Source organism: Candidatus Moraniibacteriota bacterium (genome assembly GCA_016699425.1).
Taxonomy (GTDB): domain Bacteria; phylum Patescibacteriota; class Minisyncoccia; order Moranbacterales; family UBA1568; genus SSEF01.
The window spans coordinates 411,464-426,792 of record CP064975.1 but is presented as its reverse complement, the minus strand read 5'-3'; the positions used below and the strand labels follow the sequence as shown (position 1 = coordinate 426,792).

Here is a 15,329-nt window from a genome sequence, read left to right as displayed (position 1 = left end):
TCTTTTTTTCAGTCCTCTTTTTTCGGCCTCGACTACCAGTGATAGACCGTGATGTCTCCACGGACTTGGGCATTGCTGACCCGCTCCCAGTTTTTCTCAGCAAAACGTTCCACTTCAGACGAGATATAGTCTTCGTCATTGCCCGAGTAAATGAACCAGCCAGTGGGATGCTCTGCTTGTATCTTTTGGATGTCCGCTAAGGAAAGCTTCTCTTTCGAAAGTTCTCCCCCGAAATCAAATACTTGGGTGTTTGCACCGCTCCAATAATAGTTGCGGAAGTTCCGAGTGATGAGCACCGCGTCGGCAGTTTTTTCTTTTTTGAAATACGCAAAGACCTTGCGATAATTCGGATTGCCGCCCGTCGAGGTTTCGTGATAGGTATTGTTCTCTTCGAGGAAGTACGCAAGGTTTGGCACGAGCACGAACAGCCCAAGGGAAAGAGCGATGGCTGCGCGCCGATTCCACCGCTCGGCCATCATCTTTTGTAAGAGCTCGAAGATTGCTACGATACCCGCCGCGGCCAAGATCATCCCGAACGATTGGATGAAGAAGATATACTGCGGACCAACATTGCGCCGCCACAGGAAAACCGCCATCACCAGCGGAAGCGCATAGGCGATAGACAGATACAGCGCCGCGGGACGGGACGCTAGCTGCCGGAACAGGTACCAGACCCCGCCGCCGATGAGAGCTGCGCCGATGGCAGGGGTCGCAAAATCATTCAAGGCATGCGCCAAGTAGCCAAAATGATCATCGAAGAAGACAAGCCCCTGCAGGAAGGCCTGAATCGCTTTCGGAAAGAAGACCAAGCCGCCCACGAACGCGATGAGACCGAGCAAGACCGTATAGCCGTACTTGTGCTGCCAGGTTCCCGTGCTCCGATACTGACGGATGGTTTGAACCAGTAGGTACGCTCCCAATGACAATGGGAGGTGAGCTGCCAATTGATGGACCGACAGCGAGAGACCAGTCAGGACGACGCCGAGCAAGATGTAGGGAAGATGGATACCGAAACGTTCCGACACGGACTTCCACGCGCGGATACTGCCAGTGTACGCGTTTTCATAGGCCGCGTAGAAGGCTGTTGCACTGGCGAGATACAATGGGAAGAACATCGCGTACATGCGAAGTCGCCGGCTGAAGATAATCGCCGAGACACTGATCGCACACAAAAGGGCCGCGACCAGGCTGATGTCTCGACGGCGGGTGAATATCCAGGCGGACCAGTATACGACCAAGATCGCAAAGACTCCCCACAGAGCGCTCACCGATCGAGCGACACCCTCGGTCGGTGGCAGCAAGGAGAAGACCTGCGCGACCTGCCATTTGTATGGAGCGGCCCGTTCATCGCGAAGCTGGTTTCCATTCATCTCACTGGGTTTCGCAAAATTGAAATCCCAGGCCTGCCACTGTCCGGTCTGGTGATAGCCGTACGCCGAATTGATATCGAGAAACTCGTCCGCCACGAATGCGTTTTCACCGAGATGATAAAATCGCAAGACGGTGCCGAGAATGAGTATCGCAACCAGTACCTGCAGGGTTCGCTTCCCATTGAGCATACCAAGGATAATTATTCGGATTGATTATTCGCCGCATCCTCGGACTGGTCGAGTGATGTCGTATCGTCTGGCAGTCCACTGTCCATCTGACCGAAGTACTCACTCCAAGTGTAACGCCGCGGAGCCAGCGAATCGCTCGGCTTCGACACAGAGAAGTCCTGCCGCTCGCCGATAATCGCCGATGGCTGAGGAATGAGTTCAATCGCTACGAGCGTCCCGAAAGGAACGGTCGAGCCAATGGTATAGTAGGCTCGGTATTTCCGCAGTGCATCCTCGAGCTCAGACTGCGCTCGGAGAACGAGGTAGTAAACTCCTTGTCGATAGATACCGTCATAACCGAGCACCGCGTTCTCGATGCCGCGCCGCTCCATGAGGTACTTGAGTGCCCGACGATGTTGTGGCTCACTGAACATATAGACCGGATAGCCATACTCGGCCGAGCGGGCCTGCAGGAAATCGACGATCCGTTCCTGCTGCGCGAGTGTCACCCGGATGCGTTCTTTCAATATCCGATCCGGCGGACTGTCTACCGGTTCGCTCGCTGCCCGCGATAATTCATCAAAGCGCAAGTTGAGCGATGAATAATTGAACGCCGCCGAAATGACCAGCGCCGTGACCGCAACGGTATGTCCGAGTTTCTTCCATGGCATCAGTCGAGATACCAGGAGCATAAGACAACCAATCAGTACAAAGAAGAACGGTCCAGAGAGCAGGAAGAAGCGCGGTGCCATCCCATAGGCCAAGGGCGTGAACAAGACAAAGGTGATAAGGAACCAAAGACCCACCGCGAGGAAAAAGTCTTTCTTCCGTTGCTCTGTTTCCCGAGCGAAGAGTAGGACCGAGGCGACAACCGCGAGGAGAAACACCACCCCCGCGGCCAGGCCATAGGGTTTGCCGACATCACATTTCCCCTGGCAGCTGATGAGCAAGCCACTCACTGTCTCCACCCTTGGCAGCGTCCCGCCCTCGAAACCGGTCGTGATGACGAGACCGGCGAGCACATGCTCAGCTCCATTACGAATTATTTTTTCCAGCAGCGTATGATTTTCCTTGGTTGATTTCTCGGTAATCGCACCGATAAATTGGCGCGTATTCGCTCCACCGGTCGCAAGCTCATTCAAGAACATCGGGAAATACAAGAGTAAGACGATTCCTGCCGCCAGACCCCAGGTCCGTGCCCGAAATTTCGGCCGTCGGAGCAAGAGGAAGAGGGTGAGGAAGGTGGGAACGGCCAGAAACGCAAGGAAGTGCAGCTGAGTCGCGATACCGAATGCGGCGATAGAAACCGCAAACCAGCGGCCCGGATGGCGTTCACTGCCGCCGACCGATCGCAGAAGCGCGTACATCCCAAGGAGAAGGAAACCCGGAAGCATGTTCGGATTCCACGCAAATCGCCCGTACATGACGAAGTATTCAGAAACGGCGTACGCGAGTGTGAGCATGAGCGAGAGCCAATCCGGGAAAAACCGCCGAATGAGGAGAAAGAAAAGACCGATCGATACAACCGATACGACCATGACGATCATCGCCATCCCCGCCGGCGACCCGCCGAAGATCAACGCACCGAGATACTGGAGGTAATAGAAACCTGGACCGAGCCGGAGAAAAGTCCCGCCCGCTTTCGGCCCGAGCAAGGGCAACGCGCCCGGGCCTGCCTCAAGTGCGGCATCGATGACTCGTGCATCACGCGACTGATCCAACTCGAAATGGAGCCAGTCAACAAAGTGATAGCTTCGAAGAAAAAAACCGAACGCCACAATAAGTGCGAGGCCCAACCAGACGAGACGCACTTGCCGGTTCGCAGTCATCTTTTCATCTCAACCGTTTCCCTCTATGATAAGGAGAAAGGCCATGAATTAGCCCTTTTATTGTAGCCTTTTCCTCATTCTAGAGCAAAAATATGGCCGAACGCCTCATTCCGTCGATCCTCTCCACGCTCCTCGCTGGAAACGCACTCCTCTTCGTTTCTCAGCAATTCAAGTGGTTTCCTCAGGCGAAATTCACCGAGAACAACGACCCCTTTTACCTCGCCTTTCTCATTCTCGGGATTCTCTCCGTCGGTGCCGTCCTGTATTTCATGCGTTCCATCCGGGTCCGACGAATACTCGAGCGGCTCCTGCTCCTTTTTTTCCCCACAGAACTCACCCTCATCTTCGGCTTGTCCCAATCGAAGAACTTCCACTATGTCTTCCTCATCGCGATCGGATTCTATATCCTCGTCGCGGGGATGGTCGCCATCCATGTCTATGTGACGAGAGAGACCGGGGAACGCCCGCTCCTCGCGCATGCACTGCGCTCGGCTTTGCCCTGGATCCGGGAACAAGGATTCCTAACTCTCTTCGCAGTAGCATTCCTCACTATCCTCTTCTTCTCATTCGGCTACCACGGTCTCACCCACTTCGCCGCTGTCGATGAACCGCTCTGGACAGACGGACGGATACCGAAGTACTGGAAGAATATCGGTGAACGCGACTGGAAAGGGACGCGCATCAGCGACAAACCCGGCATCACCGTCGCTCTTGCTGCCGGCCCAGGCATCTGGTTCGTCGATACGAAAGACTACAAAGCTATTCGTTCCGGCGGCGAACTCCATGCTAAGGATCTCGACATCGAAACTCTCTACTACGCCCTCCGGCTCCCCCTCCTCATCACGATTACACTCTTCCTCCCGTTCTTCTATGTCCTGATCGAACGACTGTTGGGAAAACGCGATGCCCTGCTCGCCTATGCGGGGATCACCCTCTCACCTGTCCTCCTCGGGATGAGCACCATCATCAATCCCGATTCGCTCCTCTGGCTCTTCGTCCCTCAGGCGCTCTTGGCCTATCTCGTCTTCCTGAAACGCCGTCATTACCGTTACCTGATCCTTTCCGGTGTCCTCGTCGGACTCGCCCTCCTGACCAAGTACGTCGCCAACTTCGTGATCGTCTTCATGGTCGGGCTCGTTTTCCTCGAATGGATCTACCAGGAACGGGCGCATGCCGTTTCTCTCAGCGACTACCTGAAACGATCCCTTTCCGATCTTTCTATCCTCATTTTCACGGCGCTCGCCACCTTCTACGTGCTCTTCCCGGCCGTGTGGGTGAAGCCCGAAAAACTCATCACATCGACACTGTACAGCCAAGCCTTTGAAAAGTTCGCTCCACTGTTCATCGTCCTACTCATCTTCATCGGTATCGACCTCGCCTGGAATCGAACCCGGGCCCTCTCCTATCTGCTCGGCCGCCTCGAGCGTGCCCGAGTGTGGATTGGTTGGGGTGCGGCGGGATTCTTTCTCGTGGCGACACTTACAGTTCTCGTAAACAGCTGGCTTGGGATGACAGGGTACGACTTTATGAGCCTGCTTTCCTCGCCCAAGACAGTCTCCGGACGAACCGATATCTTCGGGATCTTTCTCACGAATTTCTACCCGCTCCTTTTTGGTCTCCCTCCCTTCATCCTCCTCGGCATATTCGCTGGGGTGTCCCTCATTTTCCGCAAAGCATTCTTCGCGGATGATCAAGCCCGACTCGCTCTCTACCTCATCCTCTTCATCCTCCTCTACTATGTCGGGGCGACGGGCAACGGTGTCGCGATGATTGTCCGCTATCAGATCATCCTCTTCCCGATTGCTACCCTCCTTGCCACACTCGGGCTCTTGGTGCTCCTCGATCGCTTCGTGACACTGAAGGCCGGTTATGCTTTCACTCTGCTTTTCAGCCTTCTCGGCGTGACCGGCCTGAGCACGCTCGTGACGACACCTTTCCCCCTCTCCTATGCTTCTTCGCTCTTGCCGGACCGTTTCCACACCGACGTGAAGGATATGGGACCAGGAAGCTATGAGGCTGCCCAGTGGCTCAACCGCCAGCCAGATGCAGAAAATCTGACGATCTGGACCGACAAAGACGGTGTCTGCAAGTTTTTTGTCGGCAAGTGTCGGCGTGGCTTCGGAAACTATGATACCCGGCGCCGGGAAGGGATTGATTACATCGTAGTCTCGTCCGGTCGTGAAAGCCGAACGACCAAAATTGTCGTCGGGCAAGCTAACAGCGGGGTATCAAATGTCATCCGCTATGATCAGTATTACCACAAGCCGTCACCTATCCATGAAATCCTCATCAACGGACGGCCGAACCAATTCGTGAAAATCTACCCGTACGCAGAGTAACGTCAGACTGTCTCAGCCTGCCCCTGCCGACGCTCAGCGATATAGCTGGGCAAAGCAATGAAAGAAATGAGCATCTGGAGGAGTCGCGACAGGAGTGCGGCCGTCACAGCTACCTCGACTGAAACGCCAACCAGTCCGAAGAAAAAGACATACGCCCATTCCTTCACGCCGATATTATTAATCGAAATCGGGATATTTGCGACGAGTGTCGCGACAAAAATCGCACTAAAAAATCCGGTAAGCGAAAGTTCGGCTCCGAGACTCTGAAACAAGAAATAATTACTCCCCCCGATGCCGACCACCGTAAAAAGTACGGCCCAGGCGAGTGTCGTTCCATACGGACGGTACAGTGCGAACGATTGAAACTGACTCACGATCATCGGGATACGCTGCCAGGGCAGTTGCCTGAAAAGTGCCCGAACGATTTCAAAGTATTTTCGAATGAGAAACAGTCCTGCGAGAATCACCAGCGCTCCCGAAAAGACAATCGCTGAAAGAATAATGAATCCCGGCTTCTCAAGGAGTAACTGCCAGGGCAAGAATGCTAAGCCCAAAGCGGAAAAGAGAAAGAGTGCGGCCAGTCCAGTGATGCGATCAAAAAAAACAACCGCAAACGCCCTTGCTCGGGCACTGGTGCGACTCATCCATAGCACTCGGTACGTATCACCTCCGACTGTCGACGGCAGAAAATTGTTAATGAATGCTCCCGTGAGATAGGCAAAGAATCCATCTCTCAGCGAAAATGTAGCGCTCCCCTGGAGCCCGGCGAGATAACGCCACTTTGCGGCAGAGATAATATTCCCCGTGATCTGAAGGACAATATACACTCCAATAAAGAGCAGATAAACACCCCCCAAGATATGACCAACCGTTGGCCAATCCACGCGTTCAATCAACCAGACTACCAGCCCGAACGACACGAGAATTTTGAGTAACGTCTTCCAATCCTTCATAGTGGCTGATGGGCTGATTTTCTTAACCATCAATTCTTGCGCCGTATAGATTCAGCCAGAAGTTTTTGAAAATCCTTCGCTGTCCGCTGCCAGCTCTGCGCTTCGGCTCGCTTACGACTCTCGTTTCCATAAGCAAGGATGAGCTCTCGGTTTTGCTGAAACATTTCAATCGCTTTCGCGAGCGCTTCGGCAGATTTCTCCGGAACAACCATACCATTTATCCCTTCCTGAACCAACTCAGCCGTTCCACCAGTCGGAGTAGCAATAATGGGCAGTCCTGAAGCGAGCGCCTCGAGCATGGCATTGCTCATTCCTTCGTTGAGCGACGGGAGGACAAAGAGCGAGGCCTCCTGGTAATAAGGAGCGGTTGCTTCGCGCGGTATCCGGCCGAGAAAGGTCACCTTTTCTTCTAGCCCCTTTTCTCGAACGAGCGCCTCGAGCGCCGGTCTGGCGCTGCCATCACCCATGACTTTGAGATGTATGTTTGGATACTTCGGGATGAGTATCCCGATCGCTTCAATCAGATAATTCAACCCCTTCCGCTCCGTCACCCGAGAGGCTCCAGGCGTAATGATGAACTCGCTCTTTGGGCGTTTGGCCTGATCAGGTAAAAAGCGGCGGACATCGACTCCATTTTCGATGATGGTGAACGACTGATCTGGCGCTGTCTCCTTGGCCAGCACTTCGAGACCGACGCTATTCGGGACAACCGTCGATGCCGAGTGCCAGACCAGACGAATAACCGGTCGGAGGAAAGGGTACAACCACCGGTACTTGTGGCTGTAGCCTGGGACATCCGATCCACGAAGCGCCACGGCATACGGAATACGGAATTCTGTTTTGAGAAGCAGAGCAAGGAATCCGCATGGCACACCAAAGAAAGCGAGCGTTATATCGAATGGGGTCAATTGCTTTCTGATGAGCGTACGCGAGAACCACCATGCCTTCAGACTATAGACGAGGACATCTTTGATCGATTGATGGTGCAGATTACCCGCGTTTTTCCCAATCGGCAAACGGTGGATAAACACATTGGCACCAAGCATCGTCTCATTCAGTTCAGCACTGATACTTGAGGTGACCAGATGGACCTCAAGCGACTTATCCTGGCCCCATTCCTCGAGAATACAGGCAGTCGCATTGGCCGCGCCGCCGCCAAGAGGCGGGTACTCATAGTTAAGGAAAAGGACTTTCATTTTTTTGGCAATGATTAGACCCCAATGCCGTAATAGACGAAACCAGCTGCTTCGGCTTCACTGCGCTCGAGGACATTCCGACCGTCATAGATGATGTCCCCCTTCATCCGCTGCTTCAGATCTGCGAAGTCGAGGACACGGAACTCATCCCACTCGGTCGCAATGATGAGGGCATCGGCCCGCCGTACGGCATCGACCGCCTTCTTCGTATACACCAACCTCTTTCCCGAAAGAGCCCGAGCAGCATTCTCCATCGCCACCGGATCGAAGGCGCGCACTTTGGCCCCGGCCCTGAGGAGCGCAGCGATATTGAGGAGCGCAGCAGCTTCCCGCACATCGTCAGTCCGCGGCTTGAATGCCAGCCCCCAGACGGCCACCGTTTTATCTTTCATATCCTCGCCCCACAAGTCCTGGAGTTTCATGAAGGGACGCAACCGCTGAAGCGCATTCACCTCGTCGACAGTCTCAAGCAACCGGAAAGGTGAGTGAAACACCTGTCCAGTCCGGATGAAGGCCTTCACGTCTTTCGGAAAACAGGAGCCACCATAGCCGATACCCGCATACAAAAACCGCGATCCGATACGGCTGTCATAACCGAGACCGCGCGCTACTTCTTTGACATCGCCACCGGCCAGCTCACAGAAATTCGCCACCTCATTGATGTAGGTGATCTTCATCGCGAGAAAGGAATTCGCGGCGTATTTGATGATTTCAGCACTCCGGACATCGGTCAGCATAAGCGGCCGTCCCGCCCGAGCAATCGGCCGGTAGACACGCTCCATAATCTTTTTCGCTTTCACTGATGCGGTACCGACGACAATCCGGTCCGGGTTGAGGAAATCCTTTACCGCTGCACCCTCGCGGAGGAATTCCGGGTTAGAGACCACTTCAAACGAGTGTTTCCCTCGAGACGCCCGCTGAATGACACGAGTGACCTCCTCTGCAGTCCCGACGGGGACTGTCGATTTGTCAACGAAAAGTTTATAGCCGTTTAGGTACTTGCCAAAGGCCTCAGCCGCCGAGACAACATATTTCAAGTCCGCCTCACCGGTCACAGGATCTTCGGGCGTACCGACCGCCATAAAAATCACTTCCGACTGTTGAATCGCCGCTTTCAAATTCGTCGTAAAAGTCAGCCGGCCCTCGCGGACATTCCGTTCTACTACTTCTTCGAGGCCAATTTCATAAATCGGAATGACTCCTTTGTTGAGCTTGGCGATCTTGGCCCGATCAACATCGGCACAGATTACAGTATGCCCGATCTCTGCCATGCAGGCGCCTGATACCAGCCCGACATAGCCAGTCCCGAGGAAGGAGAGTTTCATAACCGTAATGTTCCCGTCTAGCTTATCGATTCGTGATTACTTCGCGGATGTTGTAATTCATCCGACCACGCGCTTGATAGTAGCTCTTCACAGAAATATCCGCCAACAGGCCCGAGATGAAGAATTGGATGCCGACGAGGGTGAAGAAGATGCCGACGAGCGGCCAGAGGCGTTCCGCGAGTGAGGCGCCAAAATACAGCTTCAACGCGAGCATCCAGAGAAGAATCGCTGATCCCAGGAGGAACAGAACGACCCCGACCCCTCCGAACAGATGGAGCGGACGATGCGAGTATTTCCGCCAGAACCAGATGGCGAGCATATCGACGAAGCCTTTCATGCCCCGCTTCCAATTGTATTTCGTCACTCCGTGAAGACGTGGGTGATGACTGACCTTCACCTCGGCCACGCGGAACCCCTCGAGCTGGAGAATGGCCGGGATGAACCGGTGCATCTCACCGAAGAGATCGACGTCATTGAAACATTCTCTCCGATACGCCTTCAAACTGCAGCCCGAGTCATGAATCCGATCGTGAATCAGGCAGGTCCTGAGAAAATTCGCAATCCGGGAAGGGATCGTCTTGCTCCAGGGATCCCGCCGCTTGTACCGCCAGCCTGAAACGACGTCATACCCAGCGTCAATCTTTTCGAGGAGGAGCGGGATATCGGCCGGATCATTCTGGAGATCACCATCAAGCGTGATAATGATGCCGCCGGTTGCAGCCTTGATGCCCGCGTCGAAAGCCGCTGTCTGCCCGAAATTCTTACGGAAAACAACCAACTTTACCGGCGTGCAGGCCATCGCCTCAGCGCGGGTCTTGTCTTTTGAGCCATCATCAACGAAGATGATCTCATAGGGATTTCCGATCTCCTCCAGGGCTGATTTGATTCGACGATGCAACTCGAAAACGTTCCCCTCCTCATTGTAGAGCGGAACCACAACCGAAAGCATCGTATCACTTTTTTCCATGGCTTTATGGTAGCGGATATATGCGCTCTTAGCAAAATGGTTTGTACGCATAAAACTCGTGCGATCTTGACAAAATGAGTCTTTTCCGGCAATATCAATAATTGAAACAAATATACTGATTTGCTGCTTCCGAGACCAAGCGCGCCTCGGTCGAACCGCACCCAGGCATCGAATCCTATACACGAATCTTACTTTCAATCCATTCATCCCTATTATGCGAATATTGATCACCGGCGGTGCCGGATTCATTGGTTCCCATGTCGCCGACGCTCTCATCGATCGCGGTCATCGCGTCACCATCATCGACAATCTGTCGAGCGGGAGCGAAGAGAACGTAAATCGTCGCGCCAAATTCTACAAAGTTGACATTGGCAATCGGAAACGGCTTGAAAAGATCTTCGAGACCACCGAACCCGAAGCCGTGCTCCACTTCGCCGCCCAGATCAATGTCCGAGCCTCAGTCGAAGATCCGTCGGCAGACGCGGCGACCAATATCCTCGGTAGCCTCTCCCTCATCGAGCTCTCTGCCAAGCATAAAGTGAAGAAGTTTATTTTTTCGTCCACGGGCGGGGCCATGTTCGATGATACAGCGCCTCGACCCACTCCGGAGTCCGTGCCGGCGGCACCCCTTTCACCCTACGGCATCGCCAAGCTCACCACCGAGCATTATCTGCGCTTCTTCCATCAGGTGCATGGATTGCCTTATATCGTGCTGCGCTATGCCAATGTTTATGGACCACGGCAAAACGCCCATGGCGAGGCTGGAGTCGTCTCCATTTTCCTCACCCGACTCCTCGATGGCCAGACCCCGACCATCAATGGCGACGGTCTCCAGACTCGCGACTATGTCTATGTCGGCGATGTCGCCCAAGCAAATATGCTCGCACTTGATGCAACCATCTCCGAAGGTGTCTTCCATATCGGAACGGGCATCGAAACGAGCGTCAATGACATCTTCCGCATGCTCAACTGGCAATTTGGCAAAGCTTTCGAAGAATCGCATGGGCCGGCCAAATCCGGGGAAATAAAAGCGAGTGCACTCGCCGCAGGCAAAGCCAAAACCGTCCTCCAGTGGGAACCGAAAGTCGCCCTCTCCGAAGGCCTCGTGGCGACTGCGACTTGGTTCAAGGCTCGCTCTCGAGAAAGCTAGCCCTCACAATTACCACTGCAAATTTCATCCGAAACATGCTATACTCATGGCATGTTTTGCTTTCTCTAAGCCTTTTAGTAATGCTTTCATCCCTTTCTGTCATCATTCCCTGCTACAAGGAACGTGAGGTCATCACGGCAAACGTGTTGATTGTTGATGAATTTGTCCGAACCCGCTTCGAGCACTACGAGATCATCGTCGTCACTGATGGTAGCCCGGACGGAACCCCCGCTGAAATGCGACGCATGCAGCAGGCCTATCCGGCGCTGCCCATCCATCTGATCGAATTCCCGTTGAACCGCGGAAAAGGAGCTGCGGTCCGAGCCGGATTTCTCGCCGCCAATTCCGAGTTCGTCCTCATGATCGATGCCGACCTCACGATCGCTGTCACCGAGCTCGATAATTTCTTCCCCGCTATCGAGCATGCCGACATGGCGATCGCCTCACGTCTCGTCCCTGGGACAGTGTTCGAGGAACCAACACCCTTTCACCGTGTTCTGACCGCCCGAATCTTCCATGTTCTACAGATACTCCTCCTTGGTAATTTCGAATTCTCGGATACCCAGTGTGGTTTCAAACTCTTCCGCCGTGAAAAAACCCGGCCGCTCTTCGAAGCGCTCACCATCAATCGTTTCGCCTTCGATGCCGAGCTCCTCTTCCTCGCCCGCCGGATGAACCTGCGTGTCGCTATCCTCCCCGTCCGTATCCTGAAAGATGCTCGCAACACCAATGTCCGCATCATCCGTGACTCACTCAATATGCTCGGCGCGCTCATCAAAATTCGTTGGAATGAATCCCTTGGCCGCTATGACCACCTCAACCACTAGCCCTGATCTCGTCTGTATCGTTCTCCCGGCCTGGAATGAATCCCAGATGCTCAGTGATGTCCTCCATGAAATCCAATCAGCCGGCCATCGCCAGATCATCGTCGTCGACGACGGCAGCCGCGATGCGACATTCACGGTCGCACAGGCTACTCCGGGAGTCATCGCTCTCCGACACCGGTTGAACCGTGGCAAAGGGGCAGCCACCAAAACCGGCATTGAAGCGGCCAAACTTCTGGGTGCTGATATCATCGTCACGATGGATAGTGATGGTCAACACAATCCCGCCGATATCTCCCGACTCGTCGAACCGATCCAAAAGCAGCACTGCGATGTCGTTCTCGGTACTCGACTGAAGGACTTCCGGGGCATGCCCTGGCACAAGCTCCTCGCCAACTGGGTGGGCAATGCCATCACCTGGTACTTCTACGGCCTATGGGTCTCAGACAGCCAGTCTGGTTTCCGTGCCTATTCGCGCCATGCCTCCGAACTCATCAACACCAAAACTGATCGCTACGAATACGACAGCGAAGTCATTCGGGAGATCTACCAGTATAAGCTAAAATATCAGGAGGTTCCCATCGAGGTGCGCTACACTGACTACTCCATGGGAAAGCTCCATAAGCAAGGATTCGTCAATGGCCTGAAGACATTCTACAAAATCGTTTGGAACCTTATTTCCTAAATCATCACGCGTATGGATTTTAGCTCGCTTCGGCTCTATCAAGTGGTCATCCTGATCCTCGCAGGCTTCATGCTCTATCAGGGCGTGAGCGACTACTTCAAGGGCAAAAATCATCAAACCATCCTCAAGCTCGGTGTCCGCATCGTCGTCTGGGGCGGCATGGCGACGATCGCTCTCTTTCCAAATTTCAGCAATGTCCTCGCCGAACTCATCGGCATCCAGGGCAATATCAACGCCGTCATCCTCACCGGCTTTATCCTGGTCTTCCTCATGATCTTCAAGCTCCTCTCCGCTATCGAACGTCTTGAACAGCAGGTGACACTCTTCACCCGTGAAGATGCCTTGAAGAAACTGAAAACGCCGGAATTGCATGACTAAGACGAATCGCGGTTTCGGACTCCTTTTCTGGATCAATACGATCGCCTTTGGGATCTATGGTTTTTTTCTTTTTTTGCCGACGCTTCAGGAGAGTATCATCGGCGGCTATATCCACTCGCTCATCGCGCTCGGCATCGCATTTTTTTTGAATGGCCAGAATATCACCGCAACTCTCGAAACGGTCAGCCGAAACCGATTATCACTCCTTGAGAAATTTGCTGTCATCGTGCTCATAGCAATTTTTGCTGCGCCGCTCACTGTAACCCTTTCGGCTCACGCCACGACGGACTGGCTACGGTTCGTCCCAATTCTTCTCGCAGGAGCGACGAGCTGTATCGCCATCTGGATCCATCCCTATTTCTGGGAAGATACGCCCGATACAGCATATTCGCCACACCTTCTCCCCGCAGCAATCCTGGCGGCTACTCTCTACGCCGTTTTGTTCTTTCACCTAACAACTGCCTACTACGCATTACCTGATTTTGACCCCTACTACTGGCTACAAAAATTCCAAACTGAATACACCGAAAACCTCGTCACGGATATACGACTCCATCGACCCCTCTTCTCATCAATCGGCTACGTTTTCTTTCAGACCGCTGGAATTGACCTCTACGCATACTTCAAATACCTCTTGCCGTCACTTGCACTCGTCGTCCTTATCCCTGCCGCACTGGTCGCCAGTCGAATGCGGCGATTTTTTGACACTCTGCTCGTCTTTCTCATGCCGGCCGTGTGCGGGTCATTTATCCTCTACTCCTTCTCCTCGATACCGCAAACTATTCTCAATCTCTCCTTTCTTTCCGGAATCTACTTCATCACCTATTCACTGATCGCCCGGCGACCCATATTCTATTTTTTGGCTGGCAGTATCTTCTTTCTCTCGATGCTCTATCACGAGATGGCCGTACTTTTCTTCCTCCCTTGGATTGGGCTTACCCTGTTTCTCTATCGTATCGAGCTCCTTGGACACATCAGGAAAAACCCACTCGCAGCAATCCTTGCCTTGATACTCATCACAAGCCACCTCTTTCCGGCATTCTTCGAGATAGGACGGTTCCTCATAAGCTGGACCGATAAAATTTTCCGGAGCATCATTCATCTCCAACCAAATCTCGCCTTTCCGGTAACCTATATCAATGTCGACGGTAATGCCGTTGGATGGGGGGACTGGCAGGGCGTACTCAGATACTACGCGTTTTACTTTGGACCACTGGTCGGAGCAAGTCTCCTCACACTCGGATGGCATTTCCATCGTAGGCGACCACCGGTACTTATTCCTCTTGAACGAACCGTTTCCGAGCACGCATCACTTGTTTTTCTCACATGCCTCCTCATCCTCTTTTTTTTCATGGGTGAGGTTTTCCCACGACTCTTCAATATCGCCCTTCTTCCCGAGCGCGCTATGGGTTTCTTTGGATTTACTGTTGTTGCGTTCGTCATGATCGCGCTTGCCGGGAGCACCAAGCGTCTTTGGCCGAACGCTCTATCACTTATCCTCATTTGTACCGCGCTGCTGAATGCTGGAGCGGCGCTCTACATCAATAGCGAAAAACGTTTCTTGATCACACCAACACAGATTTCCTCAGCAGAATGGATACGTGGATCACTTCCCACAAACCGGATCATTCTCACGGGAAGCCACTGGAATCTCATTCGTTTCCACTCGCAGACCGAAGCAGCCATCGAGATTAATGACCCGCTTTTCTATCGAGATATCCGTGTCTTTGAAACAGCCCGTAAGAATCTTCCCAATGAGAATCAGATCTATCGTCGCTCGTTTGCGACGTTGATCACAAACCTGGATAATTCGCTCAAACGCATCATCTCACTTGACCCGATTAACGAAAGGGGGCGAATTACTACTGATCTCTTGGCAAACGATACGCTTATTCGTACTTTTCTATCCTCAAATTTTTCCGATACTGCTCCCCAGACCGATACAAAGAAAAGTGATCCGAAAATCTATATCTACTATGCAAAGCCCAATACTGAGAGTCCGTATGCGAATCGTCCGTACATGAAAGCGCAGGAAACCATCCGACCGGGAGACCTACCGGTATTCGACCGCTACCCAGGCGAATTTCGGCGTGTCTATACCCTCCCCGAGGATGAAGTAGTCATTTGGGAGCTGATACAATAAAG

The 15,329-nt window shown here is 53.3% G+C and carries 12 protein-coding genes; 6 read left to right on the top strand and 6 right to left on the bottom strand.

Annotation, left to right across the window (positions count from 1 at the left end):
• Nucleotides 1-32: 32 nt before the first annotated feature.
• Both IPJ68_02075 and IPJ68_02070 read right to left on the bottom strand, forming a co-directional pair.
• Complete coding sequence (locus tag IPJ68_02075; protein ID QQR79038.1) at nt 33-1,559, bottom strand: hypothetical protein; 1,527 nt, start codon at nt 1,557-1,559, stop codon at nt 33-35.
• A gap of 11 nt (nt 1,560-1,570) precedes the next feature.
• Nucleotides 1,571-3,367, bottom strand: coding sequence for a glycosyltransferase family 39 protein (locus IPJ68_02070; protein ID QQR79037.1), 1,797 nt, complete (start codon nt 3,365-3,367; stop codon nt 1,571-1,573).
• A gap of 92 nt (nt 3,368-3,459) precedes the next feature.
• Between IPJ68_02070 and IPJ68_02065 the strand changes: the two genes are divergently transcribed.
• Nucleotides 3,460-5,706: a glycosyltransferase family 39 protein gene (locus tag IPJ68_02065; GenBank protein QQR79036.1), complete on the top strand. Its 2,247-nt coding sequence runs from the start codon at nt 3,460-3,462 to the stop codon at nt 5,704-5,706.
• Nucleotides 5,707-5,708: 2 nt separating this feature from the next.
• Here IPJ68_02065 and IPJ68_02060 read toward each other — a convergent pair whose 3' ends face one another.
• The 4 genes from IPJ68_02060 to IPJ68_02045 are packed head-to-tail and all read right to left on the bottom strand — an operon-like array spanning nt 5,709 to nt 10,129.
• The gene (locus tag IPJ68_02060; GenBank protein ID QQR79035.1) at nt 5,709-6,659 is read right to left on the bottom strand and encodes a flippase-like domain-containing protein; all 951 of its coding nucleotides are present in this window, start codon (nt 6,657-6,659) and stop codon (nt 5,709-5,711) included.
• Nucleotides 6,660-6,688: 29 nt separating this feature from the next.
• Nucleotides 6,689-7,855 carry a glycosyltransferase gene (locus IPJ68_02055; protein ID QQR79034.1) on the bottom strand — a complete coding sequence of 389 codons (1,167 nt, stop codon included), beginning with the start codon at nt 7,853-7,855 and terminating at the stop codon, nt 6,689-6,691.
• A gap of 14 nt (nt 7,856-7,869) precedes the next feature.
• Complete coding sequence (locus IPJ68_02050; protein ID QQR79033.1) at nt 7,870-9,180, bottom strand: UDP-glucose/GDP-mannose dehydrogenase family protein; 1,311 nt, start codon at nt 9,178-9,180, stop codon at nt 7,870-7,872.
• A gap of 22 nt (nt 9,181-9,202) precedes the next feature.
• Complete coding sequence (locus tag IPJ68_02045) at nt 9,203-10,129, bottom strand: glycosyltransferase family 2 protein (GenBank protein ID QQR79242.1); 927 nt, start codon at nt 10,127-10,129, stop codon at nt 9,203-9,205.
• A 232-nt stretch (nt 10,130-10,361) separates the two neighbouring features.
• Here IPJ68_02045 and IPJ68_02040 point away from each other — a divergent pair, with 232 nt between their 5' ends.
• The 5 genes from IPJ68_02040 to IPJ68_02020 all read left to right on the top strand — a co-directional run bounded on the left by IPJ68_02040 (nt 10,362) and on the right by IPJ68_02020 (nt 15,327).
• On the top strand, nt 10,362-11,297 hold the full coding sequence (locus tag IPJ68_02040; protein QQR79032.1) for an NAD-dependent epimerase/dehydratase family protein: 936 nt from the start codon (nt 10,362-10,364) through the stop codon (nt 11,295-11,297).
• Nucleotides 11,298-11,377: 80 nt separating this feature from the next.
• Nucleotides 11,378-12,124, top strand: a complete 747-nt coding sequence (locus IPJ68_02035) for a glycosyltransferase (protein QQR79031.1) — start codon at nt 11,378-11,380, stop codon at nt 12,122-12,124.
• Nucleotides 12,105-12,806, top strand: a complete 702-nt coding sequence (locus tag IPJ68_02030) for a glycosyltransferase family 2 protein (protein QQR79030.1) — start codon at nt 12,105-12,107, stop codon at nt 12,804-12,806. Before IPJ68_02035 ends, IPJ68_02030 begins: the two co-directional genes overlap by 20 nt.
• A 12-nt stretch (nt 12,807-12,818) precedes the next feature.
• The gene (locus IPJ68_02025; protein QQR79029.1) at nt 12,819-13,184 is read left to right on the top strand and encodes a DUF2304 domain-containing protein; all 366 of its coding nucleotides are present in this window, start codon (nt 12,819-12,821) and stop codon (nt 13,182-13,184) included.
• Nucleotides 13,177-15,327 (top strand): hypothetical protein, encoded by a 2,151-nt coding sequence (locus IPJ68_02020; GenBank protein ID QQR79028.1) that lies wholly within the window; start codon nt 13,177-13,179, stop codon nt 15,325-15,327. The genes IPJ68_02025 and IPJ68_02020 overlap by 8 nt, the downstream gene beginning before the upstream one ends.
• The last annotated feature ends 2 nt before the right edge of the window (nt 15,328-15,329 follow it).

Bases quoted from the DNA above. Each gene is read 5' to 3' on its own strand.
- IPJ68_02055 (QQR79034.1), bottom strand. From the start codon at position 7,855: ATGAAAGTCCTTTTCCTTAACTATGAGTACCCGCCTCTTGGCGGCGGC.
- IPJ68_02065 (QQR79036.1), top strand. From the start codon at position 3,460: ATGGCCGAACGCCTCATTCCGTCGATCCTCTCCACGCTCCTCGCTGGA.
- IPJ68_02030 (QQR79030.1), top strand. From the start codon at position 12,105: ATGACCACCTCAACCACTAGCCCTGATCTCGTCTGTATCGTTCTCCCG.
- IPJ68_02025 (QQR79029.1), top strand. From the start codon at position 12,819: ATGGATTTTAGCTCGCTTCGGCTCTATCAAGTGGTCATCCTGATCCTC.
- IPJ68_02075 (QQR79038.1), bottom strand. From the start codon at position 1,559: ATGCTCAATGGGAAGCGAACCCTGCAGGTACTGGTTGCGATACTCATT.
- IPJ68_02035 (QQR79031.1), top strand. From the start codon at position 11,378: ATGCTTTCATCCCTTTCTGTCATCATTCCCTGCTACAAGGAACGTGAG.
- IPJ68_02070 (QQR79037.1), bottom strand. From the start codon at position 3,367: ATGACTGCGAACCGGCAAGTGCGTCTCGTCTGGTTGGGCCTCGCACTT.
- IPJ68_02020 (QQR79028.1), top strand. From the start codon at position 13,177: ATGACTAAGACGAATCGCGGTTTCGGACTCCTTTTCTGGATCAATACG.
- IPJ68_02045 (QQR79242.1), bottom strand. From the start codon at position 10,129: ATGCTTTCGGTTGTGGTTCCGCTCTACAATGAGGAGGGGAACGTTTTC.
- IPJ68_02040 (QQR79032.1), top strand. From the start codon at position 10,362: ATGCGAATATTGATCACCGGCGGTGCCGGATTCATTGGTTCCCATGTC.
- IPJ68_02050 (QQR79033.1), bottom strand. From the start codon at position 9,180: ATGAAACTCTCCTTCCTCGGGACTGGCTATGTCGGGCTGGTATCAGGC.
- IPJ68_02060 (QQR79035.1), bottom strand. From the start codon at position 6,659: ATGAAGGATTGGAAGACGTTACTCAAAATTCTCGTGTCGTTCGGGCTG.